Annotated in this window: 17 protein-coding genes; 10 read left to right on the forward strand and 7 right to left on the reverse strand. The window is 55.3% G+C overall.

Going from position 1 to position 16,108, the window contains the following annotated elements; genetic code table 11:
* The first annotated feature begins 270 nt into the window (after positions 1–270).
* The 3 genes from ppiA (at position 271) to argD (ending at position 2,841) form a co-directional block, all read left to right on the forward strand.
* On the forward strand, positions 271–843 hold the full coding sequence (gene ppiA / locus JT31_RS13790; protein WP_038478143.1) for a peptidylprolyl isomerase A: 573 nt from the start codon (positions 271–273) through the stop codon (positions 841–843).
* 124 nt (positions 844–967) lie between these two features.
* A complete protein-coding gene (pabA, locus tag JT31_RS13795; RefSeq protein WP_038478146.1) occupies positions 968–1,531 on the forward strand; it encodes an aminodeoxychorismate synthase component 2 in 564 nt (187 codons plus the stop codon).
* 89 nt (positions 1,532–1,620) lie between these two features.
* Positions 1,621–2,841 (forward strand): bifunctional acetylornithine/succinyldiaminopimelate transaminase, encoded by a 1,221-nt coding sequence (gene argD / locus JT31_RS13800; RefSeq protein ID WP_038478148.1) that lies wholly within the window; start codon positions 1,621–1,623, stop codon positions 2,839–2,841.
* A gap of 2 nt (positions 2,842–2,843) precedes the next feature.
* Here the strand turns inward: argD and JT31_RS13805 are convergent, their stop codons facing one another.
* Positions 2,844–4,928 (reverse strand): YccS/YhfK family putative transporter, encoded by a 2,085-nt coding sequence (locus JT31_RS13805; RefSeq protein ID WP_038478153.1) that lies wholly within the window; start codon positions 4,926–4,928, stop codon positions 2,844–2,846.
* A gap of 61 nt (positions 4,929–4,989) precedes the next feature.
* Positions 4,990–5,622: a cAMP-activated global transcriptional regulator CRP gene (gene crp / locus JT31_RS13810; protein ID WP_003852956.1), complete on the reverse strand. Its 633-nt coding sequence runs from the start codon at positions 5,620–5,622 to the stop codon at positions 4,990–4,992.
* A gap of 313 nt (positions 5,623–5,935) precedes the next feature.
* On the opposite strand from crp, the gene JT31_RS13815 reads away from it, so the two are divergent.
* Positions 5,936–6,340, forward strand: coding sequence for an OsmC family protein (locus JT31_RS13815; protein WP_038478159.1), 405 nt, complete (start codon positions 5,936–5,938; stop codon positions 6,338–6,340).
* Between the two features lie 37 nt (positions 6,341–6,377).
* Here the strand turns inward: JT31_RS13815 and JT31_RS13820 are convergent, their stop codons facing one another.
* From JT31_RS13820 to JT31_RS13830, 3 genes are all read right to left on the reverse strand, one after another.
* Positions 6,378–7,247, reverse strand: coding sequence for a phosphoribulokinase (locus JT31_RS13820; RefSeq protein ID WP_038478162.1), 870 nt, complete (start codon positions 7,245–7,247; stop codon positions 6,378–6,380).
* Between the two features lie 90 nt (positions 7,248–7,337).
* A complete protein-coding gene (locus tag JT31_RS13825) occupies positions 7,338–7,556 on the reverse strand; it encodes a YheU family protein (protein ID WP_038478164.1) in 219 nt (72 codons plus the stop codon).
* Position 7,557: 1 nt separating this feature from the next.
* A complete protein-coding gene (locus tag JT31_RS13830; RefSeq protein ID WP_052049001.1) occupies positions 7,558–8,574 on the reverse strand; it encodes a hydrolase in 1,017 nt (338 codons plus the stop codon).
* A 60-nt stretch (positions 8,575–8,634) separates the two neighbouring features.
* Here JT31_RS13830 and JT31_RS13835 point away from each other — a divergent pair, with 60 nt between their 5' ends.
* A complete protein-coding gene (locus JT31_RS13835) occupies positions 8,635–9,237 on the forward strand; it encodes a LysE family translocator (protein WP_038478167.1) in 603 nt (200 codons plus the stop codon).
* Between the two features lie 41 nt (positions 9,238–9,278).
* On the opposite strand, the gene JT31_RS13840 is transcribed toward JT31_RS13835, so the two are convergent.
* Entirely contained in the window at positions 9,279–11,183 is a 1,905-nt protein-coding gene (locus JT31_RS13840) for an ABC transporter ATP-binding protein (protein WP_038478170.1), read from the reverse strand.
* Positions 11,184–11,307: 124 nt separating this feature from the next.
* On the opposite strand from JT31_RS13840, the gene kefG reads away from it, so the two are divergent.
* The 4 genes from kefG (at position 11,308) to slyD (ending at position 14,709) form a co-directional block, all read left to right on the forward strand.
* A complete protein-coding gene (gene kefG, locus JT31_RS13845; protein WP_167549843.1) occupies positions 11,308–11,859 on the forward strand; it encodes a glutathione-regulated potassium-efflux system ancillary protein KefG in 552 nt (183 codons plus the stop codon).
* Positions 11,859–13,664 (forward strand): glutathione-regulated potassium-efflux system protein KefB, encoded by a 1,806-nt coding sequence (gene kefB / locus JT31_RS13850; RefSeq protein WP_038478176.1) that lies wholly within the window; start codon positions 11,859–11,861, stop codon positions 13,662–13,664. Before kefG ends, kefB begins: the two co-directional genes overlap by 1 nt.
* A 155-nt stretch (positions 13,665–13,819) precedes the next feature.
* Complete coding sequence (locus tag JT31_RS13855; protein ID WP_016538480.1) at positions 13,820–14,020, forward strand: YheV family putative zinc ribbon protein; 201 nt, start codon at positions 13,820–13,822, stop codon at positions 14,018–14,020.
* A 98-nt stretch (positions 14,021–14,118) separates the two neighbouring features.
* A complete protein-coding gene (gene slyD / locus JT31_RS13860; protein WP_038478179.1) occupies positions 14,119–14,709 on the forward strand; it encodes a peptidylprolyl isomerase in 591 nt (196 codons plus the stop codon).
* A 52-nt stretch (positions 14,710–14,761) separates the two neighbouring features.
* On the opposite strand, the gene JT31_RS13865 is transcribed toward slyD, so the two are convergent.
* Positions 14,762–14,980: a protein SlyX gene (locus tag JT31_RS13865; protein WP_038478182.1), complete on the reverse strand. Its 219-nt coding sequence runs from the start codon at positions 14,978–14,980 to the stop codon at positions 14,762–14,764.
* A gap of 231 nt (positions 14,981–15,211) precedes the next feature.
* On the opposite strand from JT31_RS13865, the gene fkpA reads away from it, so the two are divergent.
* Positions 15,212–16,042 (forward strand): FKBP-type peptidyl-prolyl cis-trans isomerase, encoded by an 831-nt coding sequence (fkpA, locus tag JT31_RS13870; RefSeq protein WP_038478185.1) that lies wholly within the window; start codon positions 15,212–15,214, stop codon positions 16,040–16,042.
* The last annotated feature ends 66 nt before the right edge of the window (positions 16,043–16,108 follow it).

Raw genomic sequence — 16,108 nt, forward strand, 5'->3', positions numbered from 1 at the left:
TGCAAGGAAGTGTAAAGCGCATTGACAGCGCGGCGGACGGGCAGATTTTAGTCATTTGCGTGATCTATTTAAATGAATTATGAATTTATTGCTGAAATAAACTAATTGAATCATGAAGTGCGTCACATATTTCAACCTATTTCAGCGCGCTGACGCTGCAACTCGTTGATTTGTGTAAAAGTAAATAACAGTAAATGGCTGGCGTCGACTGCGGTGCCTCTTTACAATCAAGCAACTTGCTTCACTCACTGCCTTCGTAAGGAATTATTCATGCTCAAATCGACACTGGCGGCTGTTGCAGCTGTATTCGCCCTTTCTGCGCTTTCCCCTGCGGCGCTGGCTGCAAAAGGCGACCCGCACGTCCTGTTGACCACCTCGGCTGGCAATATTGAGCTTGAGTTAAATAGCCAAAAAGCGCCTGTTTCGGTCAAAAACTTCGTGGATTACGTTAATAGCGGTTTTTATAACAACACCACCTTTCACCGTGTGATCCCGGGCTTCATGATTCAGGGCGGTGGCTTCACCGAAGATATGAACCAGAAGCAGCCTAACCCGCCGATCAAAAACGAAGCGGACAACGGCCTGCGCAATACCCGCGGCACGATTTCTATGGCGCGCACCGCCGATAAAGACAGCGCCACCAGCCAGTTCTTTATCAACGTGGCCGACAACGCATTCCTGGACCACGGCCAGCGCGACTTCGGGTACGCGGTATTTGGTAAAGTGGTCAAAGGCCTGGACGTTGCCGATAAAATCTCCCAGGCACCAAGCCATGACGTCGGCCCGTACCAGAATGTGCCGTCAAAACCTATCGTGATCCTTTCCGCGAAGGTTCTGCCTTAAGATTTCCGGCGCGGGTCCTGTCGCCCGCGCAACCCTCTCCTGAAGCAGAGAATTTCAATAAGTGGTGAGCCAGGCCAGGGAAAGCGGCTAGAATAACGCGTTCTTTTTTTGCCCTGGAGCCGCCATGTTACTGCTTATCGACAACTATGATTCCTTCACCTGGAACCTCTACCAGTATTTTTGCGAACTGGGTGAGGAAGTGCTGGTTAAGCGTAATGACGAAATTGGGCTGGACGACATCGAGCGTCTGGCCCCGGAGAAACTGGTGATTTCTCCAGGCCCCTGCACGCCGACCGAGGCGGGCATCTCCCTTACCGCGATTAATCACTTCGCCGGACAGCTTCCTGTTTTGGGCGTTTGCCTGGGGCATCAGGCCATTGCCCAGGCGTTTGGCGCCACCATTGTGCGGGCAGAACAGGTGATGCACGGCAAAACCTCCGCTATCAGCCACAACGGCAGCGGCGTATTTCGCGGGCTGAATAATCCGCTGACCGTGACTCGCTACCACTCGCTGCTCATCGACCCTGCCACCTTGCCCGACAGTTTTGAAGTCACTGCCTGGACGGATAAGCAGGAAATCATGGGGATCCGCCACCGCTCGCTTGATCTTGAAGGCGTGCAGTTCCACCCGGAAAGCATTCTCAGCGAGCAGGGGCATGCGCTGCTGGCGAATTTCCTGAAGCGGTGAATTGTTGCTTGCCTGGTTTTGGTTTTTTATGCATATTTCGTGATTATATTTTCATTCATGTCTAACGCATAAAAACGGGTGGGGAATAAATGGCAACTGAACAATCAGCGGTTACGCGGGCAACCTTCGACGAAGTGATTCTGCCGATTTATGCACCGGCAGAGTTTATTCCAGTTAAAGGAAAGGGCAGCCGCGTGTGGGACTCCGCCGGGAAAGAGTACGTGGACTTTGCCGGAGGCATCGCCGTGACCGCGCTGGGGCATTGCCATCCTGCGCTCGTTGAGGCGCTGAAGGCCCAGGGCGAAACCCTGTGGCATACCAGCAACGTTTTTACCAATGAGCCAGCCCTGAAGCTTGCCCGTAAGCTGATCGACGCCACCTTTGCCGAACGCGTCGTCTTCATGAATTCCGGCACGGAAGCAAACGAAACGGCTTTCAAACTGGCCCGCTACTATGCTTCGACCCGTCACAGCCCGTACAAAAGCAAAATCATCGCCTTCTACAATGCGTTCCACGGCCGCTCGCTGTTCACCGTTTCCGTAGGCGGGCAGGCTAAATACTCCGACGGCTTTGGCCCCAAACCGGCCGACATTATCCACGTGCCATACAACGACCTTGCGGCGGTGAAAGCGGTGATGGATGACCATACCTGTGCGGTAGTTGTTGAGCCGATTCAGGGTGAAGGCGGCGTGACCGCTGCGACGCCGGAGTTCCTCCAGGGGCTGCGTGATTTGTGTGATGAGCACCAGGCGCTGCTGGTGTTTGATGAAGTCCAGTCCGGGATGGGCCGCACCGGCGAATTATTCGCTTATATCAACTACGGCGTCACCCCGGATATTTTGACCAGCGCCAAAGCCCTCGGCGGCGGTTTCCCGGTGAGCGCGATGCTGACCACCCATGAGATTGCCTCCGCGTTCCACGTGGGCAGCCACGGTTCAACCTATGGCGGTAACCCGCTGGCATGTGCGGTGGCCGGTGCGGCTTTCGATATCATCAATACGCCAGAAGTTCTGCTAGGCGTGGCGGTGAAGCGCCAACTGTTCGTTGAACAGTTGCAGAAGATTAACGACCAGTTCGATCTGTTTAGCGATATTCGCGGCATGGGGCTGTTGATTGGCGTAGAACTGAACGAGAAGTACAAGGGACGTGCCCGTGAGTTTCTCTATGCGGGAGCGGCTGAAGGCGTGATGGTGCTGAATGCCGGCCCGGACGTCATGCGTTTTGCGCCTTCGCTTATCGTTGAAGACGCGGATATCCTGGAAGGAATGCAGCGCTTTGCTAAAGCCGTTGCCCGCGTGGTGGCTGGCTAATCTTAACCCGAGCGCCGCAGGCGGCGGCTCAGCCAGATCCCATGCTGAGGCCGCTGGCGCCAGGCTACCGAGGAGATGGTATGCATGGTGTTCAGGTGGCCAATAATCCGCTGTAAATGCTGCTCCATGGTGCTTAACGGCCCCGTGGGCAGCGTGTCCGCATCCAGAATATTGGCGTCGTTCGACCCGCCAGGTCCGTCATACTCCAGCCTTTGCTGGCAGCGCTGTAAGCCTATTTCACAAGACTGCAGGTACTTTTGCGCCAGGTCCGGCGTGAGCATGTTGTGCTCGCGCGCCAGAGTTGTCATGGCGTTGATATGCTCGACGATGAACTGGCTGTGGGTCACCCAGAGCTTCATGTCTGCCAGATAATGAGAGTTAAATCCGGGCTCCTGCATCGCCTGGTTGAGCGAGTTGAAGAGCGCGTTGTGCGCCTGGTTGACCCGCATTCGTTGCCAGGCCAGAGGCGTAGGTTCCGGATCGTTGCTCAATATCAGGCGAATCGCATCCTGGTCGGCCTCGAGCGCGTCGTGGGCGTTCTGGCGAAGCAGGCCAGTTTGCCACTGTGGCCAAAGCCAGATCATGCCGCCAAAGGCAATCAGGCAGCCGAGCAGCGTGTCGATAAGCCGTGGAATGATGTAACTTTCGGCGCTCAGGGTAATGAGCTGCAGGGTATATACCGCCGTGACGGTAAAGCCGATGGTGGCCCAGCCGTAGCTTTTGCGAATGAACAGATAGCTCACCAGGGTAATCATTAGCATCGCCAGCAGGGTGTAGCTGTCCGGGACGTGGAAGTGCAGGGTGATACCGGCGATACACAGCCCTGCCATGGTGCCAGCCGCCCTGTGCACGATACGTACCCGGGTGGCGCCGTAGCCGTTTTGCGTCACGAACATCACGGTCATCAGGATCCAATACGGTTTAGGCAGATGTAAGAAGGACCCGAGCAGGCTGGCAATCGTCAACATTACGCCTAAACGTGCGGAGCTGCGCAGCGCTGATGACTTGAAGGAGAGATAGTTTTTCAGGGCCGGGAAGAACGGCAGGCGGCGCTCCCGATCTTCCATTAAATCCCTTACATACAGCGGGCGTTGGGTTTTCAGCACCCGGCCGATGCGGCTGAAGTGATAATGGCAGAACTGCCCGACCGGGTTATCCGGGTTTTGGCGGGCGATCTTTTCCAGGGCGTCGATCTGCTTGTCCATGGTAAAGCGCGTCGGGTAGCGGTGGTAGAGAATATCGTCTGCCAGCACCCGCAGGCGTGCGGCGATGGTTCGGGCGTTCCAGCGGATCACCGCCTCGGCATGGCTTTGCTCGACCAGCTTCTGGACCTCTTCCGGCTGATGCAGGCTAACCGAAATGTGCTCCTGCAAATCCAGGGCGACCTGGAAAGCGCGTAGCAGGCGTTTGTAGCCATTTTGCTGATTGGCCGACAGCATATGCAACTGCTGGTAGCAGGTCGTTATCAGGTCGACGGCTTTCTGCTGACGTACCAGCAGCGGCGGTAGCGCTTTTTCAGGATCCGTATGCTGGGTCAGCAGGCTGTACTTTGCTTCGCAGTAGTCCGCAAGCTGGCGGTACAGCAGGCTGAGCGACTCTCTGAGCGGCTGTTCACGCCATAGCCTGAACCAGAACCAGTTAAACGCGCCGTACCAGATGGTGCCGGAGATATAGAGCACCATCGGTTTCCAGATAGGCATGTTGCCGGCCATGCTGAGCGTAAAAATGGCGGCAATCAGCGACGCGGGCAGCAGGCGAGCATGCAGCGAGCTTATCTCCGCCGTGACGCCGAGCAGCAGGGCCATGACGATTAATATCGCAGGCAGCGGGACGTGGGTGTAAAGCAGCAGCAGCTGCATGATAAGGCTGCTAACGGCGAACAGGCTGCCGCCGATGATCAAGCGTTTGAAGAAGCGTTTATGCGGCGTGTCCAGCCCGGCAATGTTGCAGCAGGCAGGCACTAACGAGAAGAGCAGGCCATTTTGCAGGCTGCCGAGAATCAGGCCGATAGCCACGGGTAAACACAGCACCAGGGTTTGCCGCAGCGCGTAGTTAACTTCCGGGTGATAAATTAATCTCTTCCACATAGCCTGAATTGTAGAGACAAAAAAGGCGTGTTACCGAAGCGACACGCCTTTATGGGGCTAATTAGCGAGTGCCGTAAACGACAATCGTTTTACCGTGTGCGGAAATGAGGTTCTGGTCTTCCAGCATTTTCAGAATACGGCCAACGGTTTCGCGGGAGCAGCCCACGATCTGACCGATTTCCTGGCGGGTGATTTTAATCTGCATCCCGTCCGGGTGGGTCATGGCGTCCGGCTGTTTAGCCAGGTTCAGCAGCGTCTGTGCGATACGGCCGGTCACGTCGAGGAAGGCGAGGTTGCCGACTTTCTCGGAGGTCACCTGCAGGCGACGCGCCATCTGGGAAGACAGACGCATCAGAATGTCCGGGTTGACTTGAATCAGCTGGCGGAATTTTTTATAAGAAATTTCAGCTACTTCACAGGCTGACTTGGCGCGAACCCAGGCGCTACGCTCCTGGCCTTCTTCGAACAAACCTAATTCACCAATGAAATCACCCTGATTCAGATAAGAAAGGATCATCTCCTTGCCTTCTTCATCTTTAATCAGAACAGCTACGGAGCCTTTGACGATGTAGTACAGCGTCTCCGCCTTTTCACCCTGGTGAATCAGCGTGCTCTTCGACGGATACTTATGAATGTGGCAATGAGACAAGAACCATTCGAGAGTCGGGTCTGTTTGCGGTTTGCCAAGCACCATGCGCGGTTATCCTCTGTTATAAACTGGCTACCAAAGACAAGACTCGGAACCTCTTGTCTGGCGTTGCAATCGTGAAATTTTCCCAAACCCTGGGAACTGGCGGGCAGGTCACTCCTGCGGCCTGTAATTAGTCGTTTCCTCTGCTTACGGCATAAACTTCTCTGTATAGCAGCAGCATCCGGATTGTTTTAGCATAGCTTTTGGTAAGTGTCTTGTCTTGTCTCGTTTCAGCATGACCTGGATCGCCTTACGTTGCCAGTTTTCACGTAGGCGCGTAATCTGAAAGAATATTTTCTCAACTGGAGTAGGCAAAATGCAGGCACGTGTTAAATGGGTGGAAGGCATGACCTTCCTCGGTGAGTCCGCTTCTGGCCACCAGATCCTAATGGACGGTAATTCTGGCGATAAAGCGCCAAGCCCAATGGAAATGCTGCTGATGGCGGCGGGCGGCTGTAGCGCCATTGACGTGGTGTCGATTTTACAAAAAGGCCGCCACGACGTGACGGACTGTGAGGTGAAGCTGACTTCGGAACGCCGCGAAGAAGCGCCGCGTTTGTTCACCCATATTAATCTGCACTTTGTGGTTAGCGGAAAAGAGCTGAAGGATAGCGCCGTCGCTCGCGCAGTCGATCTTTCTGCTGAAAAGTATTGCTCGGTAGCGCTCATGCTTGGGAAAGCGGCAAACATTACCCACAGCTATGAAGTGATCGAAGCTTAAGCGTCAAAAAGGCGGCATTCACGCCGCCTCTGCCGAATCAGGCAATCTTCCTGCCTTCCGCCAGTCGCTGCACCAGCGGCCCCATAATCAGCTCCATCGCCAGCCCCATTTTTCCGCCAGGCACCACCAGGGTGTTGATGTGGGAGATAAAAGATCCTTGCAGCATCGCCAGCAGATAAGGGAAGTCGATGTCGTCCAGGCCGCGGAAGTGGATAACCACGAAGCTTTCGTCCAGCGACGGAATTGCCCGGGCGGCAAACGGGTTAGAGGTATCCACCGTTGGGACGCGCTGGAAGTTAATATGGGTGCGTGAAAACTGCGGGGTAATAAAGTTGATGTAATCGTCCATCGAACGCACGACGGAGTCCATCACCGCCTCCCGCGAATGACCGCGTTCGCCGGTGTCGCGAACCAGTTTTTGAATCCATTCCAGGTTAACGATAGGCACCACGCCAACCAGCAAATCTACGCAGTCGGCCACGTTGTGCTGCGGGGTGACAACGCCGCCGTGCAGGCCTTCATAAAACAGAACGTCGGTTGGCTCCGGCAGCGGCTGCCACGGCGTAAAGGTGCCGGGCACCTGGTTCCACGGCACGGCTTCATCGTAGGTATGCAGATATTTACGTGATTGCCCTTTGCCGCTCTGGCCGTATTCGATAAAGGTTTGTTCCAGTAATCCGAAGTCATTGGCTTCTGGCCCAAAATAGCTGATGTGGCGGCCGGCATCGCGCGCCTTGCGGATGGCCATGTCCATTTCCGGGCGGGTATAGCGATGGAAACTGTCGCCTTCAACTTCGGCGGCACGCAGGTTGAGCTGCTGGAAAATCTTGCGGAAGGCGAGGCTGGTGGTGGTGGTTCCGGCGCCGCTGGAACCTGTGACCGCAATAACCGGGTGTTTGGCTGACATAGGGTGACAACTCCATGAAGGATCGGAAAAAGGTCTGGTTTCTGATTGTTATACTTTTCAGCCAGTATAGATCACCCCGCCGGTTAGCGGTCAGCCGCGAAACTGCCCGCGCGGCATAATGTTTACCGTTTCATGGAGTTCAGACCAAACCAGCACGGCTTCGCCGCTTTGCAGCTGGCGCTTCACGTCGGCGACTTTTTGCGTCAGCGAGCGCTCCTGCTCACCATAATCGGTGCCTTCGCGTAATACAAAAGATTCAATCAAACTGTCGAGCGTTTCAGGGGCGAGATCTTGCCAGGGAATGATCATTTCAGTGGTCCAGGAAGCGGGTTAGCCAGTCAGGGATGCGCTGCTCAAGCCACATCTGCGGACGCAGCGGCGTGCCGCCAACGAAGCCAACGTGGCCGCCATAGGTGGTGAGCTGATAGTGGATATTCGGCGGTAGCGTTTCGCGGTCCGGGATCACGTGGTGGTCCATAAACGGATCGTCTTTGGCGTGAATAATCAGCGTCGGCGAGGCAATGTCCGGCAAGAGCGGCATGGCGCTGCACTGGCGGTAGTAGTCCAGCGCGTCGGCAAAACCGTGAATTTTTGAGGTGATCAGGTCGTCGAACTCGCGAATCCGGCGCAGACTTTTAAGTTTACGCAGGTCGATAGGCAGCGAACCGGGGTAGCTCTTCAGCTTGCGGGCGGCATTTTTCTTCAGCAGGTTCAGCAGATAGTGCTGATAAACGCGCGAGAAGCCTTGTTCCATGTGATAGCAACATTGCTCGAGCATCAACGGTGCGGAGACGATAACCCCCGCTTTCAGCGTACAGGCCGCGCCCTGTTTTGCCATCAGGCAGGCGAGCATATTCCCGCCCAGCGAAAAACCAACCGCAGCGGTCGGGACTTCGCCATAGCGCTGATTTAGCCAGTCGAGGAAATACGTGCCGTCTTCGGTTTCGCCGGAGTGATAAATGCGCTCTTTGCGGTTTGGCACGCCGCTACAGCCGCGAAAATGCATCACCACGCCTAACCAGCCGCGCTTTTTGGCCGCTTCAATCATGCCGTGAGCATAGGGACTGTGAAGGCTGCCTTCCAGGCCGTGAAACACCACCAGACGCGGTTTTTGCATGGCGGTTTGCGGATCTTCGCTCCACGCAAGATCGACAAAATCCCCGTCCGGCATATCCAGGCGCTGCCAGTGAGGTTTGAAATTGATTCGGCGGCGAATCAAACGTGGGATCATGGTTTGCAGATGCGGATTACTGAGTCCGCGCATCGGGCGGAAATCGTCACCTTCATCATGATGAATATTCAATTCTAAAGGACTTGTACTGGCCATATCACACTGTTAGTTTCGTTTAGTTCGCTAATTATTCTTCGGGTGTGGAGCACCCAATTCATGGACTTAACGCTTTTTCTGTCGATGCTGGGCTTTCTCTGGGTCGCCGCGATTACACCTGGCCCTAATAATACGCTACTTACCGCGTCCGGGGCGAATTACGGTTTCTTCCGCAGCCTGCCGTTGATGATTGGCATCATGCTCGGGATGCAGTGCATTCTGGTGCTGGTGGCCTTCGGCGTCGGGAGTTTAATCCTGCTTTATCCGGCTTTGCACCTTATCCTGAAGATTGCCGGTAGCGTTTATCTTTTGTGGCTGGCCTGGAAAATTGGTACCGCGAAATACGAGCGGCTGGAAACGGATGCTGCCCCGCCGTCTCCGGTACCTTTCTGGCAGGGTGGCCTGCTGCAGGTGATAAACCCTAAAGCCTGGCTGATGGCGCTGGGTGCCGTGGCAAGCTTCAGTCTGGCTGGCGCCGATTATCTGCATTCCGTGGCGATGATTAGCGTAGGCATTGCGCTGGTGAACATCGTGGCCGGCGTAATCTGGATAGCCTTTGGCAGCCTGATTGGCCTGTTCCTGCGCAGCCGCCGCTCCTGGGCCATTTTCAACGTTAGCATGGGCGTGTTAACCGCGGCCTGCGTGTTGCTTATCTGGCGTTGAGGGCAAACCCTCTCCTCGCGAGGAGAGGGAAAACTTAGCGTTTAGTCGCTCTGCAGCATCTGCTCAAGCTGTTCCTGAGCGTCCAGCCATTCCATCTCACACTCTTCCAGCGCCGACTTCACTTTTACCTGCGTTTGCAGACATTCGTTCATCTCGGCTTTACGGCTTTGCTCGTAGATAGCGCTGTCTGCCAGTTTCTCTTCTACCCCTGCAAGCTGAGCGTTCAGCTTTTCCATCTGCTTTTCAAGCTGGGTGATTTGCTTACGCAGCGGCTGGGTTTGCGTGCGAAGCTCGGCCTCACGGCGCTTCTGGTCCTTACGGGCCTGCGCGCTGTTGGCGTTATCCTTCGCGGTATCGGCAGGCTGGTTTTCCTGCTTTTGCAGGTCGCTCAGCCACTGCTGGTAATCTTCAAGGTCACCGTCGAAAGCTTCCACTTTGCCGTCGTGCACCAGATAGAGATCGTCCGTGGTGGAGCGCAGCAGGTGGCGGTCGTGCGAGACCACAACCAGCGCCCCTTCGAAGTCAATTAACGCTTCGGTCAGCGCCTGGCGCATGTCGAGATCAAGGTGGTTCGTCGGTTCATCGAGCAGCAGCAGGTTAGGGCGTTGCCAGACAACCAGCGCCAGTACCAGCCTGGCTTTTTCACCGCCGGAAAAGCGTGCCGTTTGCTCCGTGACTTTATCGCCCTGGAAACCAAAGCCGCCCAGGTAGTCGCGCAGCTGCTGTTCCAGCTCGCGGGGAGCAATCCGGGCCAGATGCTGGAGCGGCGATTCGTCGGCACGCAGGTATTCCAGCTGATGCTGGGCGAAGTAACCGAGCTTGATGCCTTTGGCGAGGCCAATGTCGCCCTGCAGAGGCTCTAGTTCACCGGCCAGCAGCTTGATTAAGGTGGATTTACCCGCCCCGTTTCGGCCCAGCAGGCCAATACGCGAGCCGGGAACCAGGTTCAGTTTGATGGAGTTCAGGATCACCCGCTCGCCGTAGCCTGCGCTAACTTTTTCCATCCGCAGCAGCGGGTTGGGCAGGTTTTCTGGCGCCCGGAAGCTGAAGTGGAACGGATTATCGACGTGCGCCGGGGCAATCAGCTCCATGCGTTCCAGCATCTTCACGCGGCTTTGCGCCTGCTTGGCTTTAGAGGCTTTGGCCTTGAAGCGGTCGATAAAGCTTTGCAGGTGGGCCACTTTTTGCTGCTGGCTCTCAAACATCGACTGTTGCTGAGACAGGCGAGTCGCGCGCTGGATCTCGAACGAAGAGTAGTTGCCGGTGTACTCGAACATATTTTCCTGTTCGATGTGGATAATTTTATCGACCACCGGATCGAGGAAGTCGCGGTCGTGAGAGATAAGGATCAGCGTGCCCTGGTAGCTTTTCAGCCAGCGTTCCAGCCAGATGACCGCGTCCAAATCGAGGTGGTTAGTTGGTTCATCAAGCAGTAAAAGGTCGGAACGGCAAATCAGCGCCTGAGCGAGGTTAAGACGCATGCGCCAGCCGCCCGAGAAATCGCTTACCGAACGTTCCAGCTGTTCATTGCTAAAGCCCAGGCCGTGCAGCAGGCTGGAAGCGCGGGAACGAATGGTCCAGGCATCTACCGCATCCAGTTTGCCGTGAACCAGCGCAATGGCGTGGCCGTCGTTGCGTTCGTTTGCCGCGTTCAGTTCGGCTTCCAGCTTACGGAATTCACGATCGCCATCGATGACATACTCTATGGCTGGCATGGCCAGCGCGGGAGTTTCCTGATTAACCCAGGCAAGCTGCCAGTTGCCGGGGAAGCTTGCGCTGCCGCCGTCGGCGCTTATCTCGTTTTTCAGCAGCGCCAGCAGCGTGGATTTTCCACAGCCGTTTTTACCCACCAAGCCGACTTTTTGCCCGGGGTTGATAGTGGCGGTGGCGTTATCCAGCAGAACGCGGGTGCCGCGACGAATTTGTAACGAGGAGAAAACAATCATAAAGCGCCGTATGTTCAGAGTATGTTAAATTGTCATTGTAATTCGTTAACATGTCGCCTGGGCAACAGGTCGGGCTGCATGGTAGCCCAAAATAATGACTATGACGACGCCCTGGAGGGTAATGATGTCGCAGCCGCCGAAAGTTTTGCTGCTGTATGCCCATCCGGAATCCCAGGACTCGGTGGCTAACCGGGTTTTGCTTCAGCCGGCTCTGCAGCTTGAAAATGTGACCGTGCACGATCTCTACGCGCACTATCCCGATTTTTTTATCGATATTTACCATGAACAGTCATTGCTGCTCGAGCACGATGTCATTGTTTTTCAACACCCTCTCTACACCTACAGCTGCCCTGCGCTGCTGAAGGAGTGGATGGATCGCGTTCTAAGCCGCGACTTTGCCAGCGGCGTTGGAGGCAACGCTCTGGCGGGAAAGTACTGGCGCAGCGTGATAACCACCGGCGAGCCGGAAGGCGCCTACCGCTATGACGGCTACAACCGCTTTCCCTTAACGGAAATTTTACGCCCCTTTGAGCTCACCGCCGCAATGTGCAAGATGCACTGGCTGATGCCGATTATCGTTTATTGGGCGCGCCGCCAGTCTAAGCCGGAGCTGGAAAGCCACGCGAAAGCCTACGGCGAGTGGCTGGCGAATCCGTTGCCGATAGGAGGGCGCTGATGGAAGGATCTGATTTGCTGCTGGCGGGCGTACTGTTCCTCTTTGCGGCGGTTGTTGCCGTGCCCATTGCCGCTCGTTTAGGTATTGGTGCCGTGCTGGGCTATTTGCTGGCAGGCATCGCCATTGGCCCGTGGGGCTTAGGTTTTATCAGCGACGTCGATGAAATTCTGCACTTCTCCGAGCTGGGCGTGGTGTTCCTGATGTTTATCATCGGCCTGGAGCTGAATCCGTCGAAATTATGGCAGCTACGGCGCTCTATATTCGGGGTTGGGGCCGCGCAGGTTATCCTCAGTGCGATTGTGCTGGCCGGGCTGCTGATGCTGACGAACTTCTCCTGGCAGGCCGCGGTTGTGGGCGGTATCGGTCTTGCGATGTCGTCGACGGCGATGGCGCTGCAGCTGATGCGGGACAAAAGCATGAACCGCAGCGAGTCCGGCCAACTCGGCTTTTCGGTGCTGCTGTTCCAGGACCTGGCGGTGATCCCCGCTTTGGCGCTGGTGCCGCTGCTGGCCGGTAACGGGGACGATCATACCGACTGGATTAAAGTTGGCCTGAAGGCGCTGGCGTTTATCGGCATGCTCCTTGGCGGGCGATACCTGCTTCGCCCGGTGTTCCGCTTTATTGCGGGTTCCGGCGTGCGTGAAGTCTTTACCGCGGCGTCCTTGCTGTTGGTGCTTGGGTCAGCGCTGTTTATGGATGCGCTTGGTTTCTCCATGGCGCTGGGGACGTTTCTGGCCGGCGTGCTGCTGGCCGAAAGTGAATATCGCCACGAGCTTGAGATTGCTATCGATCCGTTTAAAGGGCTGCTGCTGGGGCTGTTCTTTATCTCTGTCGGCATGGCGCTAAACCTGGGCGTGTTGTTTACCCATCTTTTGTTGATTGCTGTCAGCGTGGTGGCGCTGGTCGCGGTAAAAGCCACCATTTTGTATGGCCTGTCTCGCGTCTATGGTTTACGCAGCTCTGAAAGGCTGCAGTTTGCCGGGGTGCTGAGCCAGGGCGGGGAGTTTGCCTTCGTGCTGTTTTCTGCGGCCGCCTCGCAGAAGCTTTTCCAGGGCGAGCAAATGCCGCTGCTGCTGGTGACGGTGACGCTGTCGATGATGACCACGCCGCTGCTGATGAAAGGCGTGGATGCCATACTTGCCCGGCGCTTTAACCCTGGTGATGAGACCGAAGAGACGCCTTACGTTGAGGACGATCATCCGCAGGTCATCATCGTCGGGTTTGGGCGCTTTGGTCAGGTCATTGGCCGCCTGCTGATGGCTAACAAGATGAGAATCACCGTCCTTGAAAGGGATATCAGCGCCGTAAGCCTGATGAGGAAGTACGGCTATAAGGTGTATTACGGGGATGCGACGGAAGTGGAGCTGCTGCGTTCTGCTGGCGCAGAAGCGGCGAAATCCATTGTTATTACCTGCAATGAGCCGGAGGATACGATGCAGATTGTCCACCTCTGTCAACAACACTTTCCACACCTTGCCATTCTGGCGCGTGCTCGCGGGCGTGTTGAAGCACATGAACTGCTGCAGGCCGGCGTTAAACTGTTCTCGCGGGAAACTTTTTCCAGTGCCCTCGAGCTGGGACGTAAAGCATTGCTCACGCTAGGAATGCATCCGCATCAGGCGCACCGCGCGCAGCAGCACTTCCGCCGTCTGGATATGCGTATGCTGCGTGAGCTAATGCCCATCCATACCGATAGCGCGCAGATTTCCAGGGTGCGTGAAGCCCGCCGTGAGCTGGAAGAGATTTTCGAACGTGAAATGCAACAAGAGCGTCGGCAGCTGGACGGCTGGGACGAATTTGAATAGTAAGCCAGCCCGTTGAAGAAATACCTACGATAGAGATTTGATCGGCGGAAGCAAGAAATAAACCAGGAAAATCAATTTATTGATTTTCGCCAGATAACCAAAAAGAGGGAAAAACCACGCTATTTCCCTCTTTTTCAGAACATCAGGTGAAGCCAATGTCAGTGCGTAAACGTTTTATTGCCGGGGCCGTTTGCCCCAAGTGCCAGGCGAAGGATTCCCTTGCCCTGTGGCGTGAGAACAACGTCGATATCGTTGAGTGCGTGAAGTGCGGCCACCAGATGCGCGAGGCGGATAAGCAGGTTCGCGAGCACGTTCGTGAGCAGGAACAGGTGATAGGGATTTTTCATCCCGACTAGCGAGATGAAGCAGCTTTTTTTAAGCTAGAGAGTACAGCGGCGCAGATTTCCGTTACAATCTGCGCCAGTTTTTTCCCTACGCTCGTTCAGGAGATATCATGAAAGTAGCAAAAGACCTGGTGGTCAGCCTGGCTTATCAGGTACGTACAGAAGACGGTGTGTTGGTCGATGAGTCTCCGGTGAGCGCGCCGCTGGACTACCTGCACGGTCACGGCTCCCTGATTTCTGGCCTGGAAACGGCGCTGGATGGTCACGAAGTTGGCGACAAGTTTGACGTTGAAGTAGGCGCAAACGACGCTTACGGTCAGTACGACGAAAACCTGGTGCAGCGTGTACCGAAAGACGTCTTCATGGGCGTTGACGAGCTGCAGGTTGGTATGCGCTTTATGGCGGAAACCGATCAGGGTCCCGTTCCGGTTGAAATTACCGAAGTGGAAGACGAGCACGTTGTGGTTGACGGCAACCATATGCTGGCTGGCCAGAACCTGAAGTTCAACGTTGAAGTTGTGGCGATTCGCGAAGCGACCGAAGAAGAGCTGGCTCACGGCCACGTTCACGGCGAGCACGATCATCATCACGACCACGACCACGACCATGACGGCTGCTGCGGCGGTCATGGCCACGATCACGACCATGGCCACGAGCAGGGTAAAGGTGGTTGCGGCAACGGCGGCTGTGGCTGCCACTGATCGCTGTAAAGAGAGAAAAGGCCGCATTAGCGGCCTTTTTTACATCTGCAATTCAGTAATGCGGCGGCGGCGTCTCTTCAGACTCAGAGGCGATCATCGACGGCTGGCTTGCCTTCAGTTTTTCAACCAGCAGGCGGAAATGCTCGCGAAGTTTGGCCATCTCAAGTTCGTGCGCCGTCACGGTCTGATTCAGCTCTTCAATCGTTATCTCCTGAAATGCAAGACGACTCTCGAGATCTTCCAGCCGTTGTTCGGTGGATTTAGGGTGCATGGCGGATCCTCTTCTGCCTGCGGGATGGACAATATGCGGTGATTTTACTGAAAATGACTCAGCTTTACAGCGCAGAAGCACTTTGAAGGAAACTTCTTTAAACAAAAAGAATCTCAATTTGACTCGATAACTCGCTGAGAGATTGTGTAGATTTCTTTCACGACGTTATAGTACGTCACTTAGCTTATTTGAAAAACCTGGGGTGAGAGGCCCCGGCCCTTGGAGAAATGGATGAAATCATTATTTAAAGTAACGCTTCTGGCGACCACAATGGCCGTTGCCCTTAATGCTCCTGCTTTTGCCGCACCCGCTGCTGCGAAAGATGCGCCTGCTGCCGCTCAGGCTGACAGCAAAGCTGCCTTTAAGAACGACGATCAGAAAGCGGCCTATGCGCTGGGTGCTTCACTTGGGCGTTACATGGAAAACTCCCTGAAAGAGCAAGAGAAACTGGGCATCACTCTGGACAAAGCTCAGCTGATCGCCGGCGTACAGGATGCGTTTGCTGATAAGAGCAAACTGTCTGACCAGGACATCGAGCAAACTCTGCAGGCGTTTGAGACTCGCGTAAAAACCTCCGCTCAGGAGAAAATGGAAAAAGACGCTAAACAGAACGCAGACAAAGGCAAAACCTTCCGCGATGCTTTCGCCAAAGAGAAAGGCGTTAAAACTTCGTCTACTGGCCTGATGTATAAAGTTGAGAAAGACGGTACCGGCGATGCGCCAAAAGATACCGATACCGTTGTGGTTAACTACAAAGGTACGCTGATCGACGGTAAAGAGTTTGATAACTCTTACACCCGTGGTGAGCCTCTTTCCTTCCGTCTTGATGGCGTTATCCCAGGCTGGACTGAAGGCCTGAAAAACATCAAGAAAGGCGGCAAAATCAAGCTGGTTATTCCACCAGAGCTGGCTTACGGTAAAACTGGCGTTCCAGGGATCCCTGCCAACTCCACGCTGGTGTTTGAAGTTGAGCTGCTGGACATTAAACAGGCGCCAAAAGCTGACGCTAAACCTGCAGCAGCAGCGGATGCCAAAGCGGCTGACGCAGCAAAAAGCAAGTAATTTTCTGGCAGTTTGAACCGCCGCCCATCGGGCGGCGGTTTTGTTTTTGGGACTTGCTTTATTTTC

The organism is Cedecea neteri (genome assembly GCF_000757825.1).
Taxonomy (GTDB): Bacteria; Pseudomonadota; Gammaproteobacteria; order Enterobacterales; family Enterobacteriaceae; genus Cedecea; species Cedecea selenatireducens.

Coding starts and splice junctions, on each gene's coding strand:
- ppiA (WP_038478143.1), top strand. CDS start 271: ATGCTCAAATCGACACTGGCGGCTGTTGCAGCTGTATTCGCCCTTTCT.
- pabA (WP_038478146.1), top strand. CDS start 968: ATGTTACTGCTTATCGACAACTATGATTCCTTCACCTGGAACCTCTAC.
- argD (WP_038478148.1), top strand. CDS start 1,621: ATGGCAACTGAACAATCAGCGGTTACGCGGGCAACCTTCGACGAAGTG.
- JT31_RS13805 (WP_038478153.1), bottom strand. CDS start 4,928: ATGTGGAAGAGATTAATTTATCACCCGGAAGTTAACTACGCGCTGCGG.
- crp (WP_003852956.1), bottom strand. CDS start 5,622: ATGGTGCTTGGCAAACCGCAAACAGACCCGACTCTCGAATGGTTCTTG.
- JT31_RS13815 (WP_038478159.1), top strand. CDS start 5,936: ATGCAGGCACGTGTTAAATGGGTGGAAGGCATGACCTTCCTCGGTGAG.
- JT31_RS13820 (WP_038478162.1), bottom strand. CDS start 7,247: ATGTCAGCCAAACACCCGGTTATTGCGGTCACAGGTTCCAGCGGCGCC.
- JT31_RS13825 (WP_038478164.1), bottom strand. CDS start 7,556: ATGATCATTCCCTGGCAAGATCTCGCCCCTGAAACGCTCGACAGTTTG.
- JT31_RS13830 (WP_052049001.1), bottom strand. CDS start 8,574: ATGGCCAGTACAAGTCCTTTAGAATTGAATATTCATCATGATGAAGGT.
- JT31_RS13835 (WP_038478167.1), top strand. CDS start 8,635: ATGGACTTAACGCTTTTTCTGTCGATGCTGGGCTTTCTCTGGGTCGCC.
- JT31_RS13840 (WP_038478170.1), bottom strand. CDS start 11,183: ATGATTGTTTTCTCCTCGTTACAAATTCGTCGCGGCACCCGCGTTCTG.
- kefG (WP_167549843.1), top strand. CDS start 11,308: ATGTCGCAGCCGCCGAAAGTTTTGCTGCTGTATGCCCATCCGGAATCC.
- kefB (WP_038478176.1), top strand. CDS start 11,859: ATGGAAGGATCTGATTTGCTGCTGGCGGGCGTACTGTTCCTCTTTGCG.
- JT31_RS13855 (WP_016538480.1), top strand. CDS start 13,820: ATGTCAGTGCGTAAACGTTTTATTGCCGGGGCCGTTTGCCCCAAGTGC.
- slyD (WP_038478179.1), top strand. CDS start 14,119: ATGAAAGTAGCAAAAGACCTGGTGGTCAGCCTGGCTTATCAGGTACGT.
- JT31_RS13865 (WP_038478182.1), bottom strand. CDS start 14,980: ATGCACCCTAAATCCACCGAACAACGGCTGGAAGATCTCGAGAGTCGT.
- fkpA (WP_038478185.1), top strand. CDS start 15,212: ATGAAATCATTATTTAAAGTAACGCTTCTGGCGACCACAATGGCCGTT.